The sequence below is a fragment of the Mesorhizobium sp. M1D.F.Ca.ET.043.01.1.1 genome (genome assembly GCF_003952385.1).
Taxonomy (GTDB): Bacteria; Pseudomonadota; Alphaproteobacteria; order Rhizobiales; family Rhizobiaceae; genus Mesorhizobium.
This window is the reverse complement of sequence record NZ_CP034444.1, coordinates 6,113,847-6,139,930: the sequence shown is the minus strand read 5'-3', so window position 1 is coordinate 6,139,930 and position 26,084 is coordinate 6,113,847. Positions and strand designations below refer to the sequence as shown.

Here is a 26,084-nt window from a genome sequence, read left to right as displayed (position 1 = left end):
CAGGCCGCCTTACTTCTTCAGCTCCATTCCGACACTCTTGTTGATGAAGGCGAGCGTATAGGCCTTCTTGATGTCGATGCCCGGCTGCGCGACCTTGGCCTTGACCATCTTGTCGTAGAAGCTCTGGATGCGCGCATCCGTCATGGCGCCGATGCCGAGCTTTTCCGTATCGCCGGAATCGACGATGCCGAACTTCTTCAGCTGCTCGATCGAGAAGGCGATCTGCTCATCCGTCATGTCCGGATTGTCCTTCTTGATCATATCGTTGGCGGCCTTGTTGTCGCCGTAGAGATAATTGTACCAGCCCTTGGCCGAGCCATCGACGAAGCACTGCACCACCTCCGGCCGCTTGTCGATCGTGTCCTGCATCACCTCGATCGTCGTGGCATAGGTATCCCAGCCATTGTCGGCGAGCAGGAACTGGTTCGGCACGAAACCGCCCTGCTTCTGCACGGCGAAGGGTTCGGACGTCACATAGCCCTGTTGGATCGACTTTTTGTTGGCGATGAACGGCGCCGGATTGAAGGTGTAGGGCACGCGCTTTGCAGCGTCGAAGCCGAGATCGGTGACCATCCACTGAAAGAAGGTCTGCGCGCCTTCGTCGCCGAGGATGTACTGATCCGCGTTCTTCAGGTCTTCCCACTTGTCGAGCCCCTGCCCCGGCTGGGACATGATGACCTGCGGATCCTTCTGGAAGTCGGCGGCGACGACGCGCATCGGAATGCCCTGCTGCACCGCATCGAAGGCCGAGAGCAGGTTGCCGCCCATGTAGAAATCGATCTTGCCGGCAAGCAGCATCGGCCGGCCGCTGACCTGCGGGCCGCCTTGCATGATGGTGACGTCGAGGCCGCAGGCGGCGTAGGTACCGTCGGCGATCGCCTGGTAGTAGCCGCCATGTTCCGGCTCGGCCAGCCAGTTGGTGCCGAAGGTGACCTTCTCATTGGCCGCGGCGCCCATCGTGCCGGCCGCCAGCAGCGCGATCGCGCCTGCCAGGATCTTCTCTTTTCCGTGCATAAACATCACCCTCTCTTGGCTCCGGCGCGCTGCGCGCTGGGCTCGACACCATTTGTTCAAGAAGCAAGACACATGCCACCGCCTGGGCCGCCTGCTTGCGCGGCAGTCATTGCCGAGACCGGACGGGTCATGCTGTACGAGGGGCATCGTGCCTATTTTTTGGACGCCTGTCCATAATCGCCCGGGCGGCATGAACCGCATCTTGAAGGTTTCGTGAATCCGGCCTTAGTCTGCCGGCGGACAGGAGAATGCCATGCTCAAATACCTCGCCCCCCAATCGATCAAGCCGCCCTTTGCCCGCTATAGCCACGGCGTCGAAATTCCGGCGGGAAAGCGTATCGTCCTGTGCTCCGGTCAGCTGGGCATAGCGCCGGATGATGCCGTCCCTGAGGATGCCGGCGCGCAGACCGAGCTCTGCTTCAAGAACATTGCCGCGATACTCAGCGAAGCCGGGCTGACGCTGAACGACGTCGTGCGCATCAACGCCTTCGTCACCGACCGCGCGCATCTGCAGGCCTATATGGATGTCCGCAACCGCCTCTTTTCCGATCCGGCGCCGGCCTCGACACTTATGATCGTTTCGGGCTTCGCGCGCCTGGAATTCAAGGTCGAGGTCGAGGTGCTTGCTGCCGGCTGATGGTTGCCCGGAACGGCCAGGCGCTTTAGATCATCCCCAGTGTGACAGCTGGGCCAATCGGGAGATGAAATTGACGACAAGACGGGTGTGGTGGGGCGATTACCGGACGACCGAATACGCCTCGATCGACGCGGAGGCAACGATCGCCGTCCTGCCGGTGGCGGCGATCGAGCAGCATGGTCCGCACCTTCCGGTCTCGACCGACACCTCGATCATGACCGGCATGCTGGAGACGGTGATCGCGCGCCTGCCCGACGACCTCGATATCCGCATCCTGCCGGTCCAGGCGGTCGGCAAGTCGAACGAGCATCTGCATGCGCCTGGCACACTCACCCTGCCGGCCACCACGCTGGTGGATGCATGGACCGAGCTCGGCCTGTCGATCGCGCGCGCTGGCGTGAGAAAACTGATCGTCGTCAACTCGCATGGCGGCAACGAGGAGATCATGGGCATCGTCACGCGCGAATTGCGTGTGCGCGCGAAGATGCTGGCGGTGAAGACCAGCTGGCAGCGTTTCGGCCGTCCGGCCGGCATGTACACCGAGCTGGAGGACCGTCACGGCATCCATGGCGGCGACGTCGAGACCTCGCTGATGCTGCGCTTCCGGCCCGACCTCGTCGACATGACCAAGGCCGATGATTTCGCCTCCAATGTCGGTCGCGCCGAAAAGGAATTCGCCCTGCTGCGCCACACCGGCACGCATGCCTTCGCCTGGATCGCCAGCGACCTCAACCCGAACGGGGTGGTCGGCGACGCCAGCATCGCCACCGCCGAAAAAGGCCGGCTCACCGCCGAGCATCAGGCCGATGGCTTCATCAACCTGGTGAGGGAAGTTCGTAAGGCCAAGCTTGCGGACTGGCTGTCTTAAGCCTGGATATCGAGCTCGAAGGGAGTCCCTTCAAAGGCATCGGCGCCGCGCCCAATCGCCTCGATCGCCGCGATCATGCGGCCGTCGCGTCCAAGCAAGGTGTCGGCGACGGCGATTAACCGCGGATTGGGCGTCGCCGACGGTGACAGGAAACGCAGCGTCTTGGCCAGTTCCACCTCGTCGCGTTTGGGCGCCAGCGCCGCCGCAATGATATAGGCGGACGCCGTCGAGCGGCTGATGCCGGCATAACAGTGCACGACCATCGGCTTGGTCCGGTCCCAGCGATAGGCGAAGTCGAGAAGCGCGCGCACATGCTCTTCGCCCGGCATGGTCATGCCGTCCTGCGCGACGGCGATGTCATGCATGACCAGATGCAGATGGTTTTCCGCGAGGATCGAGGCCGGGCGGACAACGTCGGTGCCGGCCGCAAGCAGCGAAAGCAAATGCTCGGCGCCGGTCCTCGCCACAGTCTCCTCGATCTTCGACAGCGGACAGACATGGATCATCGTCCGGACTCCTTGCCCATATCCTTGCGCCGCGCGGCCCAGGCGGCGAGCGCGCTTTCGAGGCGCTGCCATTCGGCCTCGCTGCCCGGCAAGCCGGCTCGCAAGACTTGTGGCCGCCCGGCAAAATGGCGCAGCAGAATGCCACGTTCGCCTAGCGCCGAAAACAGGGTTGGGGCATCCGTGAAAGACAGATAGCGGAACAGTGTCGTTCCGCTGGCAACCGGCACTTCGGCCTTGCCGAACAATGCGTCGAGCCGCCCGGCGTCTTCAGCGAGGCGTCTGCGCATGGCGGCTTGCCATTCGGTGTCGGACAGCCCGCGAATGCCATATTCCAGCGCCGGTCCGGCAACGGCCCACGGCCCAAGCTGCGCCTCCAGCCGCTCGGCAGTCAGCGTGTCGGTAAGCGCGAAACCGAGCCTGACGCCGGCGAGGCCGAAGAACTTGCCGAAAGAGCGCAGCACCACGATGCCGCCCTCGCCGACATCATTGGCCAAGCTGTGTTCGGTCGGGCCGACATCCATGAAGGCTTCGTCGACGACCAGCAGCCCGCCCTTCCTGCGCAGCCGCGCGGCAAGGCCGAGCAGGCGATCCCTTTCGATCACCCGCCCATCCGGATTGTTCGGGTTGACCAGCACGGCAAGGTGCGCGTCCGCCAACGCCTCGAAGTCGTTCACCTCCGCAGCCGCATGGCCAGCGATCGCGGCGGCCCGGGCGTGCTCTGCATAGGTCGGACCGAGCACCAGCGCCTTGCCGGGCCCCACCAGCGAAGCGACGCGCGGCAGGAGGATCTGCGTGCCCGGTGCTGCCGCGACATGCGCCGCCGACGGCGCGCCATAGGTTCTGGCCGCAATTTCGGCCAATTCGCGCAGCCGATCGGATTCCGGCAATCGCGACAGGGCGGTGGCGGGCAGATCGAAAAGCGGGTAGGAGTGCGGATTGATACCTGTCGAAAGATCGACGAAAGGCCGTGGCGCGTGGGGGAAGAGCGCGCTCGCCCGGCCGAGGGATCCGCCGTGATCCACCGCAGCAATCGCTCCATCCAGAAGCTTCATGTCGATCCTGATCGCTTTCCTGTCACTCGCCGTTGAACGTATCCTTGGCTATCCGGACTGGCTGTTCAACGCCATCGGCCATCCGGTCACCTGGATCGGCAGGCTGATATCCTTTCTCGATCGCAGGCTCAACCGCGCGACCGATTCCGACGAATTGCGTCGCCGTCGCGGCGTCCAGGCGCTTCTCGTCATCCTGCTGGTGCCCGCCGCCATCGGCCTGACGCTGCATGTGCTGCTCTGGCTGATCTTCCCCTCCGGCCTGGTTATCGCGGCCATACTCGGATCTTCGCTGCTATCGCAGAAGAGCTTGGCGGAGCATGTCGAGGATGTTGCCGACGCGCTGGAGACCGGTGGCCTGACGCTCGGCCGCATCGCCGTCTCGCGCATCGTCGGCCGCGATCCGGAAAAGCTCGACAAGGCAGGCATCGCCCGTGCCGCGATCGAAAGCCTGGCCGAGAATTTCTCCGACGGCATCGTCGCGCCCGCCTTCTGGACCGGCATCGGCGGGCTGGCCGGGGGGGCTGCGTACAAGGCCGCCAACACCGCCGATTCGATGATCGGTCATCGTACGCCCAAACACGAGGCCTTCGGTCGCGCCGCCGCGCGATTCGACGATCTGATCAACCTGCCGGCCTCGCGGCTCACCGGCCTGCTGATCGTGCTCGCGGCCTTCCTGGTCAAGGGCGCCGATCCTCGCAACGCCTGGCAGGTCATGCGGCGCGACGCGAAGAAACACCGTTCGCCCAATGCCGGCTGGCCGGAAGCCGCCATGGCCGGCGCGCTGGGATTGTCCCTGGCCGGGCCGCGCAGCTATGGCGGCGAGATGGTCGAGGACGCCTTCATGGGCGAAGGCGGCCGGCGCGAGGCCGAGAGCACCGACATCAGGCAGGCGTTGAAACTCTACCGGATCGCCGACGGGCTGTTGATCGCTCTGTTCGGGGTTCTGTCGGCGGTCGTGATCTACCTGACCATTTTGATCAGCGGCTAGAACTCGATCCCCTGCTGCGCCTTCACGCCCGCCGAGAAATGGTGCTTGGTCAGCCCCATCTCGGTGACGAGATCCGCCGCCTCGACGAGCGGTGGCTTGGCGTTGCGGCCGGTGACGACGACATGCAAATCCTCGCGACGCGCCTTCAGCGCCGCAACCACCTTCTCGAGATCGAGATAGTCATAGCGCAGCGCGATGTTGAGCTCGTCGAGCACGACGAGGCTGATCGAAGGATCGGCCATCAGCTCCAGTGCCTTCGCCCACGCGGCCTCGGCGGCGGCAATGTCGCGCTTCAGGTCCTGGGTCTCCCAGGTGAAGCCCTCGCCCATCGCATGCCACACCACGCGATCGCCGAAAGCGGCGAAGGCGTTCTTCTCGCCGGTGTGCCATTTGCCCTTGATGAACTGGACGACGCCGACGCGCTTGCCGTAGCCGAGCATCCTGAGCGCCAGGCCAAAGGCGGCGGTGGTCTTGCCCTTGCCCGGCCCGGTGTTGACGATCAGCAGTCCCTTCTCGATCGTCTTGCCGGCCACCTCGGCATCCTGCACCGCCTTGCGCTTGGCCATCTTGGCGCGATGGCGCTCGGCATCCTTATCGTCGATTTCGGCCATGTCACTTCACCTTGAGCGGCAGCCCCGCCACCATCATCAGCACGCTGTCGGCGACGGCCGCGACCTGCTGGTTGAGCCGGCCGGCGGCGTCGCGGAACCGGCGCGCCAGCGCATTGTCCGGCACGATGCCGAGCCCGACCTCGTTCGCCACCACGAACCAGGGCCCGCGCGGCCGCGACAGCACATCCGAGAGCCGCCGGCACTCGGCCTCGAGATCATGGTCCGCCAGCATATGATTGGTCAGCCACAATGTCAGGCAATCGATCAGCACCGGCTGGTGATCGGGCAAAGCCTCAATCGCGCCGGTGAGGTCGAGAGGCGCATCGACGGTCGCCCAGCCTTCGCCGCGCCGCGCGCGATGGAGCGCGATGCGTTCGCGCATCTCGTCGTCATAGGCTTGCGCGGTGGCGATATAGGCCCAGGGCGACGGGCTTGCCGTGACCAGGGTTTCGGCATGCGCGCTCTTGCCGGAGCGCGCGCCGCCGATGATGAAGGTCAGCCGACCTTCGGCGCGATCAGGCAAAGCTGCCGCGCAGGCTGGTCGCCGCGCCGGCGAAGCGGCCGCGCACCACGCCGACAACTGCGCCCAGCACCAGCCAGAACACCAGGTCGGTGAGCGTCACGGCAACCACGAACTGATGGTGCAGCCCTTCCGGAATTGCCGTCTCGAAGCTGTCTGGCTGCGGCGCGCCGACGATATGCGGAGCAACGATCAACGCGACGCCGAGGATCGCCAGCGGCAGCGACTTGCGAAAGGCGATCAGGCCAAGTCCGGCGGCGGTCGCAGCCACAGTCGAGATCCACCAGATCTGGCGCGGCAGGAGCTCGGCCGCCGGCATCGCCGGCAGTTCGGGCGGCAGGCCGAGGCCGGGCGCCAAAGTGAACACGGCAAAACCGGCAAGGCCCCAGAATACTCCCTGACGCCAATTGCCGATGCCACCGGCAAACTCCGAGACCGCGACCAGGATCAGCGCGAAACCGATGCCGGTGACGATGTTGGCGACGACGTTGAAGGCGAAGCGCTCGAAGCCGTCGGCCGGCGCCCAGCCTTCGTCCTCGGCCGGAGCTGCCGCGTCGGCAGGCGCTGGAGCCGCGCTGCTCATCGCCGCCGGCGCGGCCGAACTCATCGCATTGTTGTCGGTGGTTGTGGCGGCATGGTCGTGGTGATGGCCGCCGCCTGCCTTTTCATACACTTCCGCCTTGAGGATCAGCGGCACGGTCGCATAGGCCTGCATGCAGGCGAGCGCGATGCCCGCCACGAGCCCCGCGATCGCCGCGATGAACACGACGTTGCGAAACAGATTCATGGTGTAAGGCCTTCCTCAGTGGCAGGGAAACGCCATCGAATGGCGATAGTCGTGCGCAGCGTTGTGGACCGCATCGATATGCGAAAAGCCGACAAAGCCGACGACGAAAATGCCGAGCAGCGCGGCCAGAGCCAGCTGCATGACGCGCGACTGCGAGGAGACGGAGGCGCCGAGAGAGACGGAAGCGGTATTCATGTCTTGTCCTTTCGCCCTCCACCCGAGGGCATCGAAGTCAACTTTCCCGTCGCCGGCAGGTCTCCTGGCTCGCGGATCCGCGCCCTTCCCCACCTTCCCGAGGAAAAATCCCCAGTGGTCTATGGAGAGGACTACCGCACACAGTTGCGGGGGCAGCCACGGCTTTGGGCAGGAAATTCACCCTCACCGCATTCCCTCTTGGCTCCAAAAACGGAACCGACGACGGCACCGACTATAGGCAGAATCGCTGCAGGCGGCAAACCAATTTCCGTCATCGCCAAACGCGATTGCGCCATGGATTCGCATGCTAGGAAGCGGCGATTCTTTCAGCGACAAGCTGCTGCAGCCGCCACAGATGGGCGTCGTGAATGCCGCGCGCTTCGAGATTCTTGACGGTGTTGTAGAGATAGTCGGCGCCTGAACCCCAATGGCCGCAGGACGTCGCCAGCCTTTCCACCACCTCGCTTTCGCCGAGCGGGCCGGCATAGGTGGTGCCCTTGCGATTGATGACGAAGGCGAGCGCTTTCAACGGCCCCTTGTCGGTTGCAAGCTGCAGCAGGCGGGGGTGGTAGCTGGTTGGCTTCAGCGTCATCTCGCGGCGGAAAAGCTTGTCCAGAGCCCGCCGGCGGTCGCCACCGTTCAGGCGGAATGCTACGCCCTTGCATTGGCCGCCACGATCCAGCGCCATCATCAGGCCCGGACTCTGTTTGGTACCGCGCCAGCGGGTCATCTTCATGCAGAAAGAGCGATGCCAGCCGCGCGCCACGGCGACGCGCTCCTCGACATGCTCGATCTCGGGTTTCCAGATCAGCGAGCCATAGCCGAACAGCCAGAGCGGCTCGCTAGCTGGGAGTTCCGCTTCCAGGATGTCCAGCATCGCATCGTAGTCGGCGTCATCCAGATGCGCGGCGTTAGGATCGGGCCCGGTGTCTTCGACGATGCGAAAGCAACGAGCTACCAGTTCCTCGGTAAGCGACATCGTTCTTGCAGACATGCTTTGCGGCCCTCGCCAGCCGGCAGGCGCCGGCATCGGCAAGCGACCTTAAGGGCGGTCCCCGGACACCACAATGGCCCCGCAATTCACAACGGCCTGGTCCGGGGTGCCGGCTGTCGGGAGCGGGGGAACAGCCGATGCAGCCGGATCCAAGTGGGCGGGCAGGCGCGATGCAGCGTACCAGCCCGCTCGCTGATCAAAACGACTTCGGCAGATAGCGCCAGGTGAAGAAGCCGCAGAAGGCGGCCAGTATGCCGAGCGTGACGAAGACCGAGCCGAGGCCGAAGAAGGTGAGCACCACCGAATAGACCAGCGGCGGTGTCAGCTCGGAGAAGTCGAGATAGGTGCGGTAGACCGCCGCCATCTGCGCCCGCTCATAGGAACGGACCGAGCGCATGAAGGCGGTCGAGCCCAGCGCGTCGAGCGCAATCGTAAAGAGCGCGCCGCAGAGCAGGAACGCGGCCGTGAGCAGCGGCGCGGCTTGGCCGACGCCGCCCGCGGCAAAAAGCATTGCCGCCATGGCGAAATAGGCGAAGGTCATGGTGCGTCTGCCACCGAAGCGCTTGCCCGCCCTGCCCCAGAAGATCGCCATGAACAGCAGCGCATTGCCTGCCGACACCAGCAGCCCGCCGGCAAGCTTGCCCTCGCCGGTGATCACCATGAAAAGCGGGCCATAGACGAAGAAGGTCGTCCAGAAGCAGGAGCGGCCGAAGGCGATCAGCCAGGCGAGCCTGAGCCGCGGCTGCGCGATGAAGCGGCCGATATTGGCAAGCGGATTGGCCGGACGGCTCTTGCCGGGGCGGATCGACGGGTTATCGCCCAGCCGGTAGGTCCAGAACAGCGCAAGCAGCGCCAGCGCAAACGCCACGACCGCGCCATGCGCGGCATAGATGCCGAATCGGGTATAGAGGAAGATGCCCAGCGTCGGCCCGCCGGTCCAGGCGAACATCGACCACGCCATGCGCAGCGATTCCGCCTGCATGAAGTCGGCCTTGCGGATGTGGTCCATGATGTAGAGGTTGAGCGTGATCGACAGCGCGCTCGCCCCCATGACACGGCAAAGCATGCCGGCGAGCTGCCCCGGCAGCGTGTGGGTGACGAAGAACACCGAGCCGATCGCCAGCATCAGGCAGCCGGCCGTATAGACCCAGCGCCGCGCGAAGCGGCGGATCAGCATCGGCATGAACAATGTCACCGAAAGCCCGAGCAGCGACACGACGGTGTAGAGGATCGAGACGATCTGCTCGCTGTGCAGGATTTCGTAAGCCTGGATCGGGATGACGCTCGAGATCGTGGCGCGGGCAAACGATTCGACCGCGTAGAGCGAGGCGAAGGTGCGCGCATCGGCGGGCCTCAGGGCCGGAAGCCAGATCGGATGGCGCACATGGGTGGACATCGGCCCTCCGAAAGTGAATCGCCCGCCAATCTGGCCGGACCAGTGGCGGACCGGTAGCAGGAAATCGACTCCGAGAAGCCGAAAAGCGAAGCCGGTCAAAGGCTTTCCGCCGCTGGCCTAAAGCGGCTTGCCATGCCGCCGGAATGGCAGCCGCCGATCCGCCCTCTGTTGTTGGCCAGAACCGTGATAGTCGTTTGGCACGACTGAATCGGAATGCGAGATGATGAGCCTTCAAACGACGAGCGAAGCCGCTCAGGACGCGCCGAAACACAGCCGCATCGTCGCCTTCGATATCCTGCGCGGAATCGCGCTGATCGCGATGGCGAGCTACCACTTCACCTGGGATCTCGAGAATTTCGGCTACACCACGCCGGGGCTAACCGCTTTCGGCTGGTGGAAGCTCTACGCGCGCTGCATCGCCTCGACCTTCCTGTTCCTGGTCGGCGTCAGCCTGTTCCTGGCGCATGGCCGCCAGATCCGCTGGCCGAGCTTCTGGAAGCGTTTTGCCATGGTCGCCGTGGCGGCGATCGCCATCTCGGCCATCACCTACATCGCGACGCCGGACGGCTTCATCTTCTTCGGCATCCTGCACGAGATCGCGCTGGCGAGCCTGCTCGGCCTTGCCTTCCTCAGGCTGCCGGCACTGCTGACGGCGATCGTCGCGGCAGCCGTGATTGCAGCACCCTACTATCTGCGATCGGAAGTCTTCGACCATCCGGCGCTGTGGTGGGTCGGATTGTCGGCGACCAACCCGCGCTCCAACGACTATGTGCCGCTGTTTCCATGGTTCGGCGCGGTGCTCGCAGGCATCGCGGTCGTCAAGCTCGCTTCAGCCTCCGGTCTTCTCGCCCGGCTGGGAACCTGGATGCCCGGCCGCTGGTCGAATCCGCTGACCTTCATCGGCCGGCACAGCCTCGCCTTCTACCTCATCCATCAGCCGCTGCTGTTCGGCTCGGTCTGGCTGCTTTCGCAGGCCATGCCCGCCACGCCGCAGGACAAGGACGCCGGCTTCCTGCCGGCTTGCCAGGCGCAGTGTGAACAGCAGCAGGACACGAAGTTCTGTTCCAGCTATTGTGGCTGCATGCTCGACACGCTGAAGGGCGAAGGATCTCTCGACAAGCTCTACAGCAACGACCAGTCCGAGATCTGGAAATCGCATCTTGCCGATCTCGCCAGCACCTGCACCGCAGCGACCGAAAGCAAGATGGAGGGAGGGCAACAATGACCGGCACCCAGCCGAAGCATGGGTTCATCCCCTGGCCGCCTGTGATCTATGTCGCGGCGATCGCACTCAGCGTCGTGCTTGGCATGTTCTACCCGCTGCCCTGGATCGGCGACATCTTCGGCGACATCCTGGTCGGCGCCGGCTGGGTGGCGCTCTTCGGCGTCGCGGCGCTCTGGGTCACGGCGATCCGCGCCATGGTGCGCGCCAGGACGACGCTCAATCCTAATGCCGAGCCCGATCATCTGGTGACGTCAGGCCCCTTCGGCATCACCCGCAACCCGATGTATCTCGCCAACACGCTGCTGTTGATCGGCGTCTCCTTCATCACCGGCATCGCCTGGTTCCTGCTCTTTGCCTTCCTCGCCGCCTTCGCGACGCAGAAGATGGCGATCGAGAAGGAGGAAAAGATGCTGGCGGCGAAGTTCGGCAAGAAATATCGGGACTATGCAAAAAGGGTGCGGCGCTGGATCTGAGCCTGGCAAAATCAGCCCGCCGTTCGGCGTGACGCTTTTGCGGTGTCGGGCCACAGTTTCCGGCCGAGACAGAACAGCGCTGGGATCGACAGCACAATCGCCAGCACGACGGCCGGCCCCGCCAACGCAAAACGCATCGACGAAATATACCCCTCTTCAAACGCCTGACGCAGCAGGGCGACGGTGACCGGCAGGTTCAAGGCAAGAGCGGTCGCCGTGCCCGGCATGTAGCGGCGCATGACTATCGTGGCGAGGAGGTGTGGAAAGACCACATTGAGCAGCATCGCCAGCGCATAGCCGGACAACACATAAGCACCAAAGCTCTCCCGCCCCTGCACGGCAGCGAGCAACGCCGCACCACCGGCAAGAGCGGTGAGTGCGAACACGGCGAACCGGAATTCGCGCACCCCGACGGGCCTGTGCCAGCGCCCAGCCTGCTCCGACCAGGCGGGCAACAGAAATGCTTCTTCCAGGTTGTGGACGACGACTGCGGCTGCGAACAGCCAGGCCAGAATTATGAACACGGTTGATCGTTCGCCAGTTCAACGAAAGCAGGCGGCCCTTCAGGTGTTGACGCCGAGTTCCGCCAGCCGCTCCACGCAGGACTCCTCCGCCTGATCGAGCTCGGCAAGCGTTTCTTCCAGATCGCGCCGCTTCTGGCGCAGGTCCTCGCGCTTCTCCTCGATGCGCCTGATCATCAGCTTGAGCTGGCCGACCTCGCCGGGCGGCTCCTTGTACATCTGGATGATTTCGCGGATTTCGGCGATCGAGAAGCCAAGGCGCTTGCCGCGCATGATCTGACGGATGAGATGCCGGTCGGACGGGCGAAACAGCCGCGTGCGGCCGCGCCTGATCGGTTGCACCAGCCCTTCGTCCTCGTAGAACCGCAACGTCCGGGTCGACACGTCGAATTCGCGCGTCAGCTCGGTGATCGTGTAATATTCCCGCATTCTTGCTCCCACGCCCAAACATCCAGGCATCGCCGCGCAGGAGCGTCGCCCTTCCTCCGATCAAACCCCGTCATGTGCCGGAATCGGCATGTGACCCCAAGGCAACGTCGCACGGCACTTACGTAAAAGTCAATTGTAGCATTCTCTTAGGGAATGCCGAACCACCAAGTGGCCAGTCCGAGAAAGGCAAAGAAGCCGACGCAGTCGGTGACGGTGGTGACGAAGACGGCGGAAGCCACCGCCGGATCGATCTTGAAGCGGTCGAGCAGCAGTGGAATGAGAATCCCGGCGAGCGCCGCCGCGAACATGTTGATGATCATCGCCGCGGCGATGATGCCGCCCAGATTGCGGTCATGGAACCAGACCCCGGCGACCATGCCGATCAGCACTGCGAACACGATGCCGTTGATGAAGCCGACGCCGACCTCGCGGCGGATGATACGGGCGGCGTTGTAGATATCGAGGTCCTTCGTCGCCAGCGCCCGCACGGTGACGGTCATGGTCTGCGAGCCGGCATTGCCGCCCATGCCGGCGACGATCGGCATCAGCACCGCCAGCGCCACGATATGCTCGATCGTCCGGTCGAACAGGCCGATCACCGAGGCCGCCAGGAACGCCGTGATCAGATTCACGAGCAGCCACGGCACACGCGAACGCGACGTCGCCAGTACCGTGTCGGATAGCTCTTCGTCGCCGACGCCGCCCATGCGCAGAAGGTCTTCCTCCGCCTCCTGCTGGATGACATCGACGACGTCGTCGATGGTAAGCACGCCGACAAGACGGTCGTTCTCGTCGACCACGGCGGCTGACAGCAGATCGTACTGCTCGAACTCCCGCGCGGCCTCTTCCTGGTCCATGGTGGCCGGAATGGCATGCTTCGTCTCATGCATCACCTCCTCGACCTTCACCGCGCGCTTGGTGCGCAGGATCTGGTCGAGATCGATGGCGCCGACCAGCTTGAAGCTCGGGTCGATGACGAAGATCTGGCTGAAGCGATCGGGAAGGTTCTTGTCCTCGCGCATGTAGTCGATGGTCTGCCCGATCGTCCAGAACGGCGGCACGGCGACGAACTCGGTCTGCATGCGCCGGCCGGCCGTTTCTTCCGGATAGTCGAGCGCGCGCCTCAGCCTGATGCGCTCGGTGAAGGGCAGCTGTGAGAGGATCTCGTCCTGGTCTTCCTGGTCGAGGTCTTCCAGGATGTAGACCGCATCGTCGGAATCGAGCTCCTGCACGGCCTGGGCGATCTGCTCGTTGGGCAAATTGTCGACGATGTCGAGACGGATCGCCTCGTCGACCTCGGTCAGCGCGGAGAAATCGAAATCGGAGCCGAGCAAGTCGACCAGCGCGCGGCGCTGCTCAGGGTGGAGCGCTTCCAACAGGTCGCCGAGTTCCGACTGATGGAGATCGTCGACCTCGCGTTTCAAGGTGAGCGTGTCGCGATCGGCGATGGCAGCGCCGATCTGCGCAAGGAAGGAAGCGCGGACCGCGCCGTCCTCGCCATAAATGTCGGCGCCGCCTTCCTCAGCGGTCTTGGCGCCGGTCATCTGTCTGTCCTGGCTTTCCACCAGCGCCTCCCGCCAACAGGAATCCGGAAAGGGTGTGAATCAGGTCTAGAGCATGATCCCGAAAAGTGGAAACCGCATTTCGGGAAAATCCGATGCCTGTGCGGCAGATAGCGCCGCGACGCGATTCGTCTCGGCAAAACATTGCCCTAGCGTACGGAATCTGCGGCGAAATCTGCTCGTGACGCCTCCAGTTGAAGCGGGTCGCGCGGCATTTTGCGGGTTCAGCCGGCGCGACAGAGCATGTCGCTGCGGAAAGAGCGCCACCTCACGGTTGGGGCAGAATTGTCATGATGCAGGCCTGCAGCGGCCGGCAAGCGCGAGATCGAAAGGACAAGCGGCAGGCCTTGAACCTCGAGTCGGGGAAAACGAACGAAGCAGTTGGCTCGAGGCGCGTGCGCGTTGTCGTTGCCGAGCGCAATCCGCTCGTTGTATCGGCGCTCCGCGAGATGCTGGAATGCGACGGGCGTTTCGAGCTCCTGAGTTCCGTGCAGAGCGGCAAGCAATTCCTTGAACTGGCGGAGAGCACCGGGTTCGACGTCGCCGTCATCGGCTGGAAGCTCGCCGACATGGACGGCGCCGACATCCTGGCCGAAGTCCAGAGCCGCAAGCTCGACCTGCGCATCACGGTCTTTTCCAACGACCACGACGTCGGCATCCTGAAGCAGTGCGTGCGGCTCGGCGCCCAGGGTTACTGCTTCCAGTTCGACGATCCGCCGATCATTTTCGAGACGATCCTCGCAGTCGCGCACGGGCGCATCTGCATCCCCTACATCGACATCAACAAGGTCAATGACACGCCGCTGTCGCAGCTCACCGTGCGCGAGCGCGAGCTGCTTGCGGTGCTGTCCGACGGCTGGACCAATCTCCAGATCGCGACCCGGACCGGGATCTCGGAGAACACGGTGAAGTACCACCTCAAGAATCTCTACGACAAGCTCGACGTGCGCAACCGCGCCATGGCCGTCGCGCTCTATGCGAATGAGAAGCGCCGCAGTTCCAAACCGCCTTTCGGGTAGGCGGGCCGGGTAGGTCCGCCCCTACCCGTGCGTGGCGACAACTTACCCGGCAAGGTGTTGTTGCGAGGCGCGATCGAAACGAAACTTCCTCCACCATCCCAAACGATCGGAGGAGTTCGCGCATGGCTGGGTTCAATCATCTTTTCATCCCGGGACCCACCAACATTCCCGAAGAGGTCCGGCAGGCGATGAACCTGCCGATGGAGGACATGCGCGCCGCCTCCTTCCCCAATCTGACGCTGCCGCTGTTCGAGGACATCAAACGCGTGTTCAAGAACGAGACCGGCCGCGTCTTCATCTACCCCTCGTCAGGCACAGGCGCCTGGGAAGCGGCCATGACCAACGTGCTTAGCCCCGGCGACCGGGTGCTGATGTCGCGCTTCGGCCAATTCTCGCATCTGTGGGTCGACATGGCCGAGCGCCTCGGGTTCGACGTCGACGTCATCGACTGCGAATGGGGAACGGGCGTGCCGCTCGACCTCTACGCGGAAAGGCTGCGGGCCGACAAGGCGCACCGCATCAAGGCGGTCTTCTGCACCCAGAACGAGACCGCGACCGGGGTCACCAGCGACGTCGCCGGCTGCCGCGCCGCGCTTGACGCCGCGAACCACCCTGCCCTTCTCTTCGTCGACGGCGTGTCGTCGATCGGCTCGATCGATTTCCGCCAGGAGGAGTGGGGCGTCGACTGCGCCGTCAGCGGCTCGCAGAAAGGTTTCATGCTGCCCGCCGGCCTCGGCTTCCTGTCGGTCAGCAAGAAGGCGCTTGCCGCGTCGCGGGTCTCGACCCACCGGCGGTGCTACTTCTCCTTCGAGGACATGATCCGCGCCAACGATACCGGCTATTTCCCCTACACGCCCGCCACGCAGCTGCTGCGCGGCCTGCGCGCCTCGCTCGACCTCATCGCCGAGGAAGGGCTGGAGAACATCTTCGCCCGTCACCACCGCCTCGCCGAAGGCGTGCGCAAGGCGGTCGACGCCTGGGGGCTGAAGCTGTGCGCCAAGGCGCCGCAATGGCACTCCGACACGGTCAGCGCGATCCTGGTGCCGGAAGGCATCGACAGCGCCGACGTCGTCAAGCGCGCCTACCGCACCTACCAGACCTCGCTCGGCGGCGGTCTCAACAAGGTGGCCGGCAAGGTCTTCCGCATCGGCCATCTCGGCTGGCTGAACGAGGTGATGGTCTGCGCCTCGCTGTCGGCCGCCGAAATGGCGCTGCTCGATTGCGGCGTGCGCCTGGCGCCGGGCTCCGGCGTGGCGGCCGCGATCGACCATTTCCGGCGCACCGCGGCAATGCCGGTCGCCGAGGCAGCGTGAGGAGCAGACGATGAGCCACACCATCAACCACCTCAAGAAGCTCAGGCTGCAGCGCAGCGAGCTGGCGGTTCCGGGCTCCAGCCCCGAGATGATCGACAAGGCGGCGAACAGCGCCGCCGACTTCATCTTCCTCGACATCGAGGACGCGGTGGCGCCGCCCGACAAGGAACGCGCCCGCAAGAACATCATCCAGGCGCTGAACGACATTGACTGGCGCGCCAGGGGCAAGACCGTCTCGGTGCGCATCAACGGCCTCGACACCCATTACATGTACCGCGACGTCGTCGAGGTCATGGAACAGGCCGGCGACCGGCTGGACACGATCCTGGTGCCGAAGGTCGGCGTGCCGGCCGACCTCTATATGGTCGAAGCGCTGGTCAACCAGATCGAGATGGCCAAGGGCTTCAAGACCCGCGTCGGCCTCGAAGCGCTGATCGAGACCGCGCTCGGCATGGCCAATGTCGAGGCGATCGCCGCCACGCCCGGCCGGCTGGAGGCGATGCATTTCGGCGTCGCTGACTATGCCGCAAGCAACAAGGCGCGCACCGTCAACATCGGCGGGCTGAATCCCGACTATCCCGGCGACCAGTGGCACTTCGCCCTGTCGCGCATGACGGTCGCCTGTCGCGCCTACGGCCTGCGCGCGATCGACGGGCCGTTCGGCGATTTCTCCGATCCCGAGGGCTACAAGGCAGCCGCCAGGCGCGCCGCCGCACTCGGCATCGAAGGCAAGTGGGCGATCCACCCTTCGCAGATCGCCTTGGCCAACGACGTGTTCTCGCCGCCGGAGAAGGAGGTCACGCGCGCCCGCCGCATCCTCGAGGTGCTGAAGGAGGCGGAGGCGCAGGGCAAGGGTGCGGCAGCGCTCGACGGCAAGATGATCGACGCGGCGTCCGAACGCATGGCGCGCAACGTGCTGGTTGTCAGCGAGGCGATCGAGCGCGCCGGCCAGGCGCATAGCGCGGCACATTAAAGAACTACCGGGAGGACAAGATGGACATTCACGAATACCAGGCCAAGGAACTGCTCGCCCGCCATGGCGTGCATGTGCCGCGCGGCGGGCTTGCCTACAGCCCCGAGCAGGCGACCTACCGGGCACGCGAGATCGGCGGCTCGAAATGGGTGCTGAAGGCGCAGGTTCATTCCGGCGCGCGCGGCAAGGCCGGCGGCATCAAGCTCTGCTCCAACGACGAAGAGATCTCCAACGCGGCGGAAGCCATGCTCGGGCGCAAGCTGGTGACCCAGCAGACCGGCCCGCGCGGCAAGCTGATCTCGCGCCTCTATCTCGAGGAGGCGGTCGACATCGCGCAGGAGCTCTATCTCGGCTTCGTGCTCGACCGGAAGGAGGAGCGCGTCATGATCGTGGCGTCGGCCGCCGGCGGCATGGAGATCGAGGACATCTCCGAAAAGAAGCCGGATTCCATCATCCGCGCCACCGTCGATCCCGGTGTCGGCATGCAGGGCTTCCAGGCGCGCGAGATCGCCTTCGGTCTCGGCCTCGAAAGCAACCTGATCGGCAAGGCGACCGAGACCATCCTCGGCTGCTACCAGGTGTTCCGCGACTACGACGCCTCGATGCTGGAGATCAATCCGCTGGTGGTGACCCGCGACGGCAGCCTGGTCGCGCTCGACGCCAAGATGTCGTTCGACGAGAACGCGCTGTTCCGCCGCCCGGAGATCTCCGAATTGCGCGACAAGAGCCAGGAAGACCCGCGCGAAACCTTCGCCAGCGACCGCGGCCTTTCCTATGTCGGCCTGGAGGGCAATATCGGCTGCATCATCAACGGCGCCGGCCTCGCCATGGCGACGATGGACATGATCAAGATCGCCGGCGGCGAGCCGGCCAACTTCCTCGACATCGGCGGCGGCGCCTCTCCGGAGCGGGTGGCGAAATCCTTCCGCGCCGTGCTCGGCGACAAGAATGTCGAGACCATCCTGGTCAACATCTTCGCCGGCATCAACCGCTGCGACTGGGTCGCCGAAGGCGTCATCAAGGCGATCCGCGAGGTCGGCGTCGACGTGCCGCTGGTGGTGCGCCTCTCCGGCACCAAGGTCGAGGAAGGGCGCAAGATCCTGGCCGAGTCCGGCGAGAAGGTGATCGTTGCCGACACGCTGGCCGAAGCCGCCGAGAAGGCCGTCGCCGCCTGGCGCGCGGCCGCCAAGAAGAAAAAAGCAGCCTGAGGGAGGTCGAAAAAATGGCAATCCTGCTCAATCGCAGCACCCGCGTCATCGTCCAGGGCTTCACCGGCAAGATCGGCAGCTTCCACGCCGAGGACATGAAGCGCTACGGCACCAAGCTCGTCGGCGGCGTCACCCCCGGCAAGGGCGGCCAGACGCATCTCGGCCTGCCGATCTTCAACACCGTCAAGGGCGCGGTTCGCGAGACCCGCGCCGAGGCCAGCATCGTTTTTGTGCCGCCGCCCTTCGCCGCCGATTCGATCATGGAGGCGGCGGATGCCGGCATCAAGCTCTGCGTCTGCATCACCGACGGCATCCCCTCGCAGGACATGATGCAGGTCAAGCGCTACATGCGCCGCTATCGCTTCGAGGACCGCATGCGCCTCGTCGGGCCGAACTGCGCCGGCGTCATCACGCCCGGACAGGCGCTGATGGGCATCATGCCGGGCAGCATCTACCTTCCCGGCCGCGTCGGCATCGTCGGCCGCTCCGGCACGCTGGGCTATGAGGCGGCCTCGCAGATGAAGGCGCTCGGCATCGGCGTGTCGACCAGCGTCGGCATCGGCGGCGATCCGATCAACGGCTCGTCATTCAAGGACATCCTGAAACTGTTCGAGCAGGACGACGAGACCGACGCCGTGGTGATGATCGGCGAGATCGGCGGACCGCAGGAGGCCGAAGCCGCGATCTGGGCGCGCGACAATATGAGGAAGCCCCTGATCGCCTACATCGCGGGCTTGTCTGCGCCGAAGGGCCGCCGCATGGGCCATGCCGGTGCCATCATCTCGGCCTTCGGCGAGTCGGCACAGGAGAAGGTCGAGATCCTGAAGGAAGCCGGCGTCGTCATCGTGCCCACCCCGGCCTCCTTCGGCGAGGTCGTGGCCGACACGCTGGCGCGGACGAAGAAGGCTGCGTGACGACCCGCATAGCCCGCAACATATGACGTCTGGGTCGGCGCGAGCATGGCGGCGACCCCTTGATCGGCGAGAATTCGATGAAACCGCGTTTGATTGTCACCCGCAGATGGCCGGCCGCCGTCGAGGCGATCCTTACCGAGCGCTTCGACACCACGCTCAATACCAGCGATGCGCCGCTTAGTCCTGCCGCAATGACCTCGGCGTTCTCGGATTTCGACGCGATCCTGGCAACGGTCAGCGACCGTTTGCCTTCCACGGTGTTTCCCGACAGCGCCGCCCGCACGCGGATCATCGCCAATTTCGGCGTCGGCTTCAGCCATATCGATGTCACGGCCGCCCGCGACCGCGACATCGTGGTGACCAACACGCCCGGCGTGCTGACCGATTGCACCGCCGACCTCGCCCTCAGCCTGATCCTGGCCGTCGCGCGCCGCACTGGCGAGGGCGAGCGGCAGCTGCGGGCCGGAGAGTGGCGCGGCTGGTCGCCGACCCACATGGCCGGCGCCAGGGTTTCGGGCAAGACCCTGGGTATTGTCGGCATGGGCCGCATCGGCAAGGCGACGGCCAGGCGCGCGCATTTCGGCTTCGGCATGAAGATCGTCTTCTTCAACCGGTCACCGGTCGATGATGACGAGACGCGCGCCATGGGCGCGGTGCAGATGCCAGCTCTGGAGGATGTGCTCGCGGCATCCGATTTCGTGTCTCTGCACTGTCCGGGCGGCGCGGAAAACCGCCATCTCATCGATGCCCGACGTCTGCGGTCGATGAAAAGCAGCGCCTTTCTGATCAACACGGCGCGCGGCGACGTCGTCGACCAGGATGCCCTGATCGGCGCACTGGAAAGGCGTGAGATCGCCGGTGCAGGCCTCGACGTCTTTGACGGCGAGCCGGCCGTTCCGGAGGCGCTGAAACTGCTGGAGAACGTCGTTCTGTTGCCGCATCTCGGCAGCGCGACCGAGGAAACGCGGGTGGCGATGGGCATGAAGGTGGTGGAGAACCTGACCGCCTTCTTCGAGGGTCGTCCGGTCCCCGACCGGGTCGCCTGAAAGCCGGCCCGGCCTCAATCCAGGACGCGGCGGCAATCGATGCGGACGGATCAGGAAAAGCGGTTTGGAACAGAGCAGACGCATCAAGTTTCGTGAGGACGAGCGCAGCCTTTTGATGCGCCTGCTGCTTCAGGTCGCAAGCGCGCGCGCGCCCGAGATCGCTGCCATCCTGACCGGGCGCAGGTCGCTTGTCTCCCTCGCCCCTGAGCAGCGCATCCCGGCGCTCCAGGCGAGCGGCGTGTGGTTCCAGTTGCTGACGATTGCCGACGAGTTGCTTGCCATGCGGGCGCGGCGCGAGCTTGAGCAAGGCGCGGGCGCCGACGAGGTGCCCGGGTCCTTCGCCAGCGTGGTCGCGCAGATGGCGGCGAATTTGCCATTCCGCGGAGCAAGTCCAAGGGACGCTGAACGAGCTATCCGTCGGGCCGACCATGACCGCCCACCCGACGGAGGCCAAGCGCGTCACGGTGCTGGAGATCCACCGCCGCATCTATCGCAAGCTGACCGAGCTCGACCAGCCGCGCTGGGCGCCGCGCGAACGCGACCTGCTGGTCGCCGATCTGGAAAGCGAGATCGAGCTTCTGTGGATGACGGGCGAATTGCGACTGGAGCGTCCGACGGTCGAAGGCGAAATTGCCTGGGGCCTGCACTTCTTTCGCGAAGTCATCTTCGAGGCAACGCCGCAGCTCTATGACAAGCTTGAAAGCGCTTTCGAACGTCACTATCCGGGAGAGCCGATCAGGATTCCCTCCTTCATGCGCTATGCCTCGTGGATCGGCGGCGACCGCGACGGCAATCCAAATGTGACGGCGGCAGCCACCGCCCATGCCCTGTCCGAATACCGCAATACCACCACAGCCTGGTATCTGGCGCAGGTGCAGCGGCTGGTGAGTGTGCTCAGCGCCAGCTCGAACGTCATCGACCTGCCCGCCGGCTTCAAGCCGGTGCTGCAAACGGCGCTTGATAGAAGCGGACAGGCGCAGGCGATCGCCGCCCGCAACCCTGACGAACCGCTTCGTCAGTTCGCTTCAGCCATGCTTGCCCGGCTGGCGGCCACGCGGGACGGCGGTACGTCGGCATACCTCTCTGCAGAGACGTTTCGTGCCGATCTCAGCGCGCTGTCTTCAGTGCTCGAAGCGATCGGAGGGCGCGCGGTTGCCAAGCGTTTCGTCCGGCCCCTGCTTTGGCAGGTCGGAAGCTTCGGCTTCCGCACGGTCTCGCTCGACATCCGGCAGAACTCCACGGTCGTCAACCGGGTGCTGGCCGAGCTGTTTGCGCTGACACATCCCGCCGATCCAGTCGCGGCCGGCACGCCGCAATGGTCGGCGCGCATTCGCGCGGGCCTCAGCCAGGGCGAGCGGCTGGAGATCGACGAAGGCCGGCTCTCGCCTGAAGCATCTGAACTGCTTTCGACATTCTCCGTCATTCGCGAGCACATCCTAAGCTCGGATGCCGACGCTGTCGGCTCCTTCATTCTCAGCATGACCCGCTCGGCCGACGATCTGCTCGCCGTCTATCTGCTGGCGCAATATTGCGGACTTTCAACCGCGCCCGATGGCGGCGGCACAATCAGGCTGCGGATCGTGCCTTTGTTCGAGACCATCGCCGATCTGCAGGCTGCCCCTGGGATCCTGAATGGATTGCTCGGCGTTTCCCTGGTGAGGCGGACGACGCAAGATTTCGGCGCCCGCCAGGAAATCATGCTCGGCTATTCCGATTCCAACAAGGACGGCGGTTTCCTCGCTTCCAATTGGGAACTGGCAAAAGCGCAAAAGCGCCTCGCTGCCGTCGGGCGCAAGCACAAGGTCAGGATCAGCTTCTTTCACGGTCGTGGCGGCTCCGTCAGCCGCGGCGGCGCGCCGACCGGCCGGGCGATCGCGGCGCAACCGGCAGGCACTGTCACCGGAACCATGCGGGTGACCGAGCAGGGCGAGGTCGTGTCGTCGAAATTCGCCAATCGCGGCACGGGCCTAAACCAGCTCGAGATCCTCGCCGCCGGCGTGCTGGCCCACAGTGTCGGATCGCCCGCCGACGGAGAGACGACACCCGAGTTCGACGAAGCGCTGGAAGCGCTCGCCGGCATGTCGCAGGCATCCTATGCAGGGCTGATGGCCGAGCCCGGCTTCCTCGATTATTTCAACCAGGCGAGCCCCGTCGCCGAACTGGCGCTCCTGAAAATGGGTTCACGGCCGGATCGCCGTTTCGGCGCCAGCGGCATTGCCGACCTGCGCGCCATTCCTTGGGTTTTCGCCTGGAGCCAGAACCGTCATCTGCTGACCGGCTGGTATGGCATCGGCAGTGCGCTCAGCTCTTTCGTTACAGTGCGCGGCGAGGCCGGGCGCGAGCTTCTGGCTCGCATGTTCGAGCACTCGCGCTTCTTCCGCCTGATCGTCGATGAGGCCGAGAAGACGCTCTACCAGGCCGACATGGAGATCGCGCAGCTCTACGCGAGCCTGGTGTCCGACAGCGATGCGGCCCGCCGAATCCACGCCCGTGTCGCCGCCGAATACGAGCTGACGCGGCGCTTGATCGGCGACCTCACGGGCGGCGATCTTTCCGCGCGCTTTCCGATGTTCAAGCGGCGATTCGACAACCTGCGGCGACAGATGGATGACATTCACCGGCTGCAGGCCCATCTGCTGCGCGAAGTTCGGGCAAATACCGGCACGGCGGATCAGAAACGGGCGACCGATGCCCTGCTTGTGTCGATCAATTGCATCTCCGCTGGCCTTGGCTGGACGGGGTAGGCGCGGGTTTCTGCCCATAGCGGTGAGCCAATCGGCAGGACGCGCCTTCGCTCTGGTACGTCCGCTGCGAACGACGTCGCATTGCCAGCCGCGCAGTGACGAGCCTGCTCGTCCGTCAGTCGACCAAAGCGATATCTCGGGGGAGATTTGGTGCGGTCGAGAAGACTCGAACTTCCACGGGTTGCCCCACAGCGACCTCAACGCTGCGCGTCTACCAATTCCGCCACGACCGCACGTGGTAGGAGCCGGAACCGTCCGGCCCGGGGCCTGTAGCAAATCGTTTCCGGCGAAACAAGTGCGCCGTGCGGAATAATCGTCGCTGATTTGCACAACCCTTTGCGGAGCTGGTATCGCACTACCGGAACTGGACGTTTTGGCCGATTGCCGCCATATAAGCGCAGGCGTAATGCCGCCCCAAGCTGCAACAGGTTTGGGACCCGGCGTACACAGTCGGTAAACGAACAGTCCATGACAGAACGCAGCCAGATCGCCACGTCGTTCCTGCCCCTTCCCGGTTCGGCGCCGGTCGAATGGGTGATCGAGCCCGGCCTCACTTCCTATCCGGATGCCCTTGCCTTCATGGAAGCGCGCGCCGAGGCGATCCGCACCGGCGCCGCCAGCGAGATGGTTTGGCTGGTCGAGCATCCGCCGCTCTACACCGCCGGCACCAGCGCGCGCATCGAGGACCTGATCGAGCCCGATCGTTTTCCCGTCTTTGCCGCGGGCCGCGGCGGCGAATACACCTATCACGGTCCGGGACAGCGCGTGGCCTATGTCATGCTGGACCTCAAGCGTCGGCGCGAGGATGTCCGCGCCTTCGTTGCCGCGCTGGAAGAATGGATCATCGGCACCCTTGCCGCCTTCAACGTGCGCGGCGAGCGGCGCGAGGACCGGGTCGGCGTCTGGGTGGTGCGGCCGGACCGCCCTGCCCTGCCGGACGGCTCACCCGCCGAGGACAAGATCGCGGCAATAGGCATCAGGCTCAGGCGTTGGGTGAGCTTTCACGGCATCGCCATCAATGTCGAGCCGGAGCTTTCCCATTTCAGCGGCATCGTGCCCTGCGGCGTACAAGACCATGGCGTCACCAGCCTTGTCGACCTCGGCCTGCCGGTGACCATGGCCGACCTCGATCTCGCGCTGAAATCCGCCTTCGAGGATGTGTTCGGGCCTGCGGCAGTTCCGAATGCCCAACCGGCGCGTAAGGCAGGTTGACCCCCCAAGGGTGTGCTGAGATTCAGGTCAGGCCGCGTGGAAAACGTTGGGTTCCGAGAACCGGCCTACGCCGGCCGTAGCCTTAGTTTAGCTGCTAGGCCACTCATGAGTGCTCCGGCCGGCGAAGGCCGGAAGCGCAGGAACCCAGCGTTTGCAGGCCGGCATCACTTGAATCTCAGCACACCCTACATCAGCTGTGCGGAGGCCCAGAGCACGCCATAGCCGTGGATGGCAAAGACCGCGAGCAGCGCGCCGGCCATGGCCAGGCGGTCGAAGGCATGGATCGGCTTCAGCTCGTGGCGCGGCTTCACGCCGCTTCCGACGGTGATCAGGCTGAGGATCGAGAACACCGCGCCGGCGACAAGCAGGAAGCTGGGCGAGAAGCCGGCACGCCAACCGAGCGCCAAGAGGGCAGTCAGCAGCAGGAAGGACGCCAGCGCGAGAACGACCGGGCCCGGGCAGATCTGGCGCAGCACCTGGCCGCCGTCGAACTTCCACACCGGCACCAGATTGGCGATGTTGAACAGCGACGCACAGCCGGCAAGTGTTGCCAGCAGCAACGCCGCCAAGCGGTGCCCTTCGCTGCCGGCAACGCCGCTGGCGGCGATCAGCAGAGGCACCAGGAAGGCGGAGAAGCCGGCCCCCATCAGCGCCACGAAGGCGACCTCGAAGCGGCTGTCATAGGGCCTGCCGCCTATGGCGATGCCGCCGAGCAGCGGGATGAAGATCATGCGCGCCCGCCGATGCCCCGTCAGGCGGAACGCCGCCATATGGCCAAGCTCGTGCAGCGCCACCACCGAGGTCAGGATCGCGGCCAGCGCCAGCCCGCCGGGATTGAGACCGAAGAACGGCCACAGGATGAAGGCCGAAAGCACGGCGAAGCCGATCTGGCTAACCGGATGCTCGAACCAGCCGCCCTTGCGATACTTGCCGGTTCTCGCCCAGACCTTGAGCTTGGCGAGTTCGCGGCGCATGGCGAAGTAACGGAAGATCAGGAAGGCGACGCCGCGATAACGGTCGGTCTGCGTCAGCGTGACCCGCGTCGCACCGCCTTCGAGCACCAGTTCGGTCGTTTCGCGATAGTCGGCCCAGAACGAGGGATCGAGCGCCGTATCCTCGATGACGCGCATCGAGAAGCGGCTGCCTTCCGCCACATCGTCGAAGCGCGCCTTGCGTTCGATCGGCCGGCCATCCCGCCCTTCCCAGGACAGTTTGATCAGCGCCGTCCCCTCGCCGTCCAAGGGTTCGGCGGAGAGGATCTCACCCGACCAGCCGGCATCTGCGCCGAACGGCCAAAGCGCCTGCCAGAGGCGTTTCCGATCGGCCTCTATCACACGACTGACGGTCACCGTGCGCCGCCCGAGCGGCACGGTCATCAGCAAAAAGATCAGTCCGAGATTTCCGGCCACGAGAGTGACCGTGACGATGACCGACACTGCCTTTGGCTCCCCGTCTTTAAGGAGCAGCCTAGCGGCCGTGCGGCCAAGAAAGACTTAACAAGAGGTGGGCTCTTGCCCATCCCCGGGCGGGCCTTTTTTTGCCCGCCCGAACAACGGGCGGGCTCTTGTCCGTCCGCGGCGGACCGCCTGATCACATGGCGCCAATCCAGATCGCCATGGAAATGAGAAAGGTGCTCATGCAAACCAGCGAGACGACATCCTGAACCAGATCGGCCATAACTCTCTCCTGTTTTTCATATGTTCGTAATTTGTTCTAATTTTGTTCGAATGTCAACGATCGCTAAGCGGCACGCCGAGCGAATTCGAGCGATCCGTTTGGGTAAGGTTAAGGAAAGATTGACGAGAAGGTTGGGCTCTTTTTGGGGTCGTCGCAGAACCGGGCCGAAGGCAGGTCGAGATTCGGATCAGGCCGAGTCG

At 64.7% G+C, this 26,084-nt stretch carries 27 protein-coding genes, 1 tRNA gene and 1 riboswitch; of the genes, 13 read left to right on the top strand and 15 right to left on the bottom strand.

Annotated features, from left to right (window positions below):
* Window positions 1-9: 9 nt before the first annotated feature.
* Window positions 10-1,014 carry an ABC transporter substrate-binding protein gene (locus tag EJ067_RS29400; protein ID WP_126089789.1) on the bottom strand — a complete coding sequence of 335 codons (1,005 nt, stop codon included), beginning with the start codon at window positions 1,012-1,014 and terminating at the stop codon, window positions 10-12.
* A gap of 253 nt (window positions 1,015-1,267) precedes the next feature.
* On the opposite strand from EJ067_RS29400, the gene EJ067_RS29395 reads away from it, so the two are divergent.
* The gene (locus tag EJ067_RS29395) at window positions 1,268-1,651 is read left to right on the top strand and encodes a RidA family protein (RefSeq protein WP_126088639.1); all 384 of its coding nucleotides are present in this window, start codon (window positions 1,268-1,270) and stop codon (window positions 1,649-1,651) included.
* 64 nt (window positions 1,652-1,715) lie between these two features.
* Window positions 1,716-2,519, top strand: coding sequence for a creatininase family protein (locus tag EJ067_RS29390; RefSeq protein ID WP_126088638.1), 804 nt, complete (start codon window positions 1,716-1,718; stop codon window positions 2,517-2,519).
* Here the strand turns inward: EJ067_RS29390 and EJ067_RS29385 are convergent.
* Together EJ067_RS29385 and cobD are read right to left on the bottom strand one after the other, a co-directional pair.
* A complete protein-coding gene (locus tag EJ067_RS29385; RefSeq protein WP_126088637.1) occupies window positions 2,516-3,025 on the bottom strand; it encodes a tyrosine phosphatase family protein in 510 nt (169 codons plus the stop codon). The two genes, EJ067_RS29390 and EJ067_RS29385, sit on opposite strands and share 4 nt — an antisense overlap.
* Window positions 3,022-4,077, bottom strand: coding sequence for a threonine-phosphate decarboxylase CobD (gene cobD, locus EJ067_RS29380; RefSeq protein ID WP_126088636.1), 1,056 nt, complete (start codon window positions 4,075-4,077; stop codon window positions 3,022-3,024). The genes EJ067_RS29385 and cobD overlap by 4 nt, the downstream gene beginning before the upstream one ends.
* Here cobD and cbiB point away from each other — a divergent pair.
* Complete coding sequence (cbiB, locus tag EJ067_RS29375) at window positions 4,076-5,065, top strand: adenosylcobinamide-phosphate synthase CbiB (RefSeq protein WP_126088635.1); 990 nt, start codon at window positions 4,076-4,078, stop codon at window positions 5,063-5,065. The genes cobD and cbiB overlap by 2 nt on opposite strands.
* On the opposite strand, the gene cobO is transcribed toward cbiB, so the two are convergent.
* The 6 genes from cobO to EJ067_RS29345 form a co-directional block, all read right to left on the bottom strand.
* Window positions 5,062-5,676, bottom strand: coding sequence for a cob(I)yrinic acid a,c-diamide adenosyltransferase (gene cobO, locus EJ067_RS29370; protein WP_126088634.1), 615 nt, complete (start codon window positions 5,674-5,676; stop codon window positions 5,062-5,064). The two genes, cbiB and cobO, sit on opposite strands and share 4 nt — an antisense overlap.
* Window position 5,677: 1 nt before the next feature.
* A complete protein-coding gene (gene cobU, locus EJ067_RS29365) occupies window positions 5,678-6,199 on the bottom strand; it encodes a bifunctional adenosylcobinamide kinase/adenosylcobinamide-phosphate guanylyltransferase (RefSeq protein WP_126088633.1) in 522 nt (173 codons plus the stop codon).
* Complete coding sequence (locus EJ067_RS29360; protein ID WP_126088632.1) at window positions 6,192-6,983, bottom strand: CbtA family protein; 792 nt, start codon at window positions 6,981-6,983, stop codon at window positions 6,192-6,194. The genes cobU and EJ067_RS29360 overlap by 8 nt, the downstream gene beginning before the upstream one ends.
* A gap of 15 nt (window positions 6,984-6,998) precedes the next feature.
* Window positions 6,999-7,178 carry a CbtB domain-containing protein gene (locus EJ067_RS29355; protein ID WP_126088631.1) on the bottom strand — a complete coding sequence of 60 codons (180 nt, stop codon included), beginning with the start codon at window positions 7,176-7,178 and terminating at the stop codon, window positions 6,999-7,001.
* A 36-nt stretch (window positions 7,179-7,214) separates the two neighbouring features.
* Window positions 7,215-7,414, bottom strand: a riboswitch (cobalamin riboswitch).
* Between the two features lie 71 nt (window positions 7,415-7,485).
* On the bottom strand, window positions 7,486-8,172 hold the full coding sequence (locus EJ067_RS29350) for a gamma-glutamylcyclotransferase (protein WP_126088630.1): 687 nt from the start codon (window positions 8,170-8,172) through the stop codon (window positions 7,486-7,488).
* A 196-nt stretch (window positions 8,173-8,368) separates the two neighbouring features.
* Window positions 8,369-9,568, bottom strand: a complete 1,200-nt coding sequence (locus EJ067_RS29345) for an MFS transporter (RefSeq protein WP_126088629.1) — start codon at window positions 9,566-9,568, stop codon at window positions 8,369-8,371.
* Window positions 9,569-9,791: 223 nt separating this feature from the next.
* Between EJ067_RS29345 and EJ067_RS29340 the strand changes: the two genes are divergently transcribed.
* Both EJ067_RS29340 and EJ067_RS29335 read left to right on the top strand, forming a co-directional pair.
* Window positions 9,792-10,793: a DUF1624 domain-containing protein gene (locus tag EJ067_RS29340; protein ID WP_126089788.1), complete on the top strand. Its 1,002-nt coding sequence runs from the start codon at window positions 9,792-9,794 to the stop codon at window positions 10,791-10,793.
* Window positions 10,790-11,266, top strand: a complete 477-nt coding sequence (locus EJ067_RS29335) for an isoprenylcysteine carboxylmethyltransferase family protein (RefSeq protein ID WP_126088628.1) — start codon at window positions 10,790-10,792, stop codon at window positions 11,264-11,266. Before EJ067_RS29340 ends, EJ067_RS29335 begins: the two co-directional genes overlap by 4 nt.
* A gap of 11 nt (window positions 11,267-11,277) precedes the next feature.
* Here EJ067_RS29335 and EJ067_RS29330 read toward each other — a convergent pair whose 3' ends face one another.
* From EJ067_RS29330 to mgtE, 3 genes are all read right to left on the bottom strand, one after another.
* Window positions 11,278-11,790, bottom strand: coding sequence for an HXXEE domain-containing protein (locus EJ067_RS29330; protein ID WP_126088627.1), 513 nt, complete (start codon window positions 11,788-11,790; stop codon window positions 11,278-11,280).
* A 39-nt stretch (window positions 11,791-11,829) separates the two neighbouring features.
* Window positions 11,830-12,216, bottom strand: coding sequence for a MerR family DNA-binding transcriptional regulator (locus EJ067_RS29325; protein WP_126088626.1), 387 nt, complete (start codon window positions 12,214-12,216; stop codon window positions 11,830-11,832).
* A 146-nt stretch (window positions 12,217-12,362) separates the two neighbouring features.
* Window positions 12,363-13,760, bottom strand: coding sequence for a magnesium transporter (gene mgtE / locus EJ067_RS29320; protein WP_189510830.1), 1,398 nt, complete (start codon window positions 13,758-13,760; stop codon window positions 12,363-12,365).
* 413 nt (window positions 13,761-14,173) lie between these two features.
* Between mgtE and EJ067_RS29315 the strand changes: the two genes are divergently transcribed.
* The 6 genes from EJ067_RS29315 (at window position 14,174) to EJ067_RS29290 (ending at window position 20,251) form a co-directional block, all read left to right on the top strand.
* A complete protein-coding gene (locus EJ067_RS29315) occupies window positions 14,174-14,797 on the top strand; it encodes a response regulator transcription factor (protein ID WP_126088624.1) in 624 nt (207 codons plus the stop codon).
* Between the two features lie 122 nt (window positions 14,798-14,919).
* Window positions 14,920-16,110 carry an aminotransferase class V-fold PLP-dependent enzyme gene (locus EJ067_RS29310; RefSeq protein ID WP_126088623.1) on the top strand — a complete coding sequence of 397 codons (1,191 nt, stop codon included), beginning with the start codon at window positions 14,920-14,922 and terminating at the stop codon, window positions 16,108-16,110.
* A gap of 10 nt (window positions 16,111-16,120) precedes the next feature.
* Window positions 16,121-17,083, top strand: coding sequence for a CoA ester lyase (locus tag EJ067_RS29305; protein ID WP_126088622.1), 963 nt, complete (start codon window positions 16,121-16,123; stop codon window positions 17,081-17,083).
* Between the two features lie 20 nt (window positions 17,084-17,103).
* Window positions 17,104-18,291, top strand: coding sequence for a malate--CoA ligase subunit beta (locus EJ067_RS29300; protein WP_126088621.1), 1,188 nt, complete (start codon window positions 17,104-17,106; stop codon window positions 18,289-18,291).
* Window positions 18,292-18,305: 14 nt separating this feature from the next.
* Complete coding sequence (gene sucD, locus EJ067_RS29295; protein ID WP_126088620.1) at window positions 18,306-19,205, top strand: succinate--CoA ligase subunit alpha; 900 nt, start codon at window positions 18,306-18,308, stop codon at window positions 19,203-19,205.
* Between the two features lie 77 nt (window positions 19,206-19,282).
* On the top strand, window positions 19,283-20,251 hold the full coding sequence (locus tag EJ067_RS29290) for a D-glycerate dehydrogenase (RefSeq protein WP_126088619.1): 969 nt from the start codon (window positions 19,283-19,285) through the stop codon (window positions 20,249-20,251).
* Between the two features lie 129 nt (window positions 20,252-20,380).
* On the opposite strand, the gene EJ067_RS35555 is transcribed toward EJ067_RS29290, so the two are convergent.
* The gene (locus EJ067_RS35555; protein WP_245468082.1) at window positions 20,381-20,533 is read right to left on the bottom strand and encodes a hypothetical protein; all 153 of its coding nucleotides are present in this window, start codon (window positions 20,531-20,533) and stop codon (window positions 20,381-20,383) included.
* A gap of 146 nt (window positions 20,534-20,679) precedes the next feature.
* On the opposite strand from EJ067_RS35555, the gene EJ067_RS29285 reads away from it, so the two are divergent.
* A complete protein-coding gene (locus EJ067_RS29285) occupies window positions 20,680-22,995 on the top strand; it encodes a phosphoenolpyruvate carboxylase (protein ID WP_245468081.1) in 2,316 nt (771 codons plus the stop codon).
* 148 nt (window positions 22,996-23,143) lie between these two features.
* Here the strand turns inward: EJ067_RS29285 and EJ067_RS29280 are convergent.
* Window positions 23,144-23,228 (bottom strand) — tRNA-Leu (locus tag EJ067_RS29280).
* Between the two features lie 235 nt (window positions 23,229-23,463).
* Here EJ067_RS29280 and lipB point away from each other — a divergent pair.
* A complete protein-coding gene (lipB, locus tag EJ067_RS29275) occupies window positions 23,464-24,207 on the top strand; it encodes a lipoyl(octanoyl) transferase LipB (protein ID WP_126088618.1) in 744 nt (247 codons plus the stop codon).
* A gap of 185 nt (window positions 24,208-24,392) precedes the next feature.
* On the opposite strand, the gene EJ067_RS29270 is transcribed toward lipB, so the two are convergent.
* On the bottom strand, window positions 24,393-25,643 hold the full coding sequence (locus EJ067_RS29270; protein ID WP_126088617.1) for a site-2 protease family protein: 1,251 nt from the start codon (window positions 25,641-25,643) through the stop codon (window positions 24,393-24,395).
* Between the last annotated feature and the right edge of the window lie 441 nt (window positions 25,644-26,084).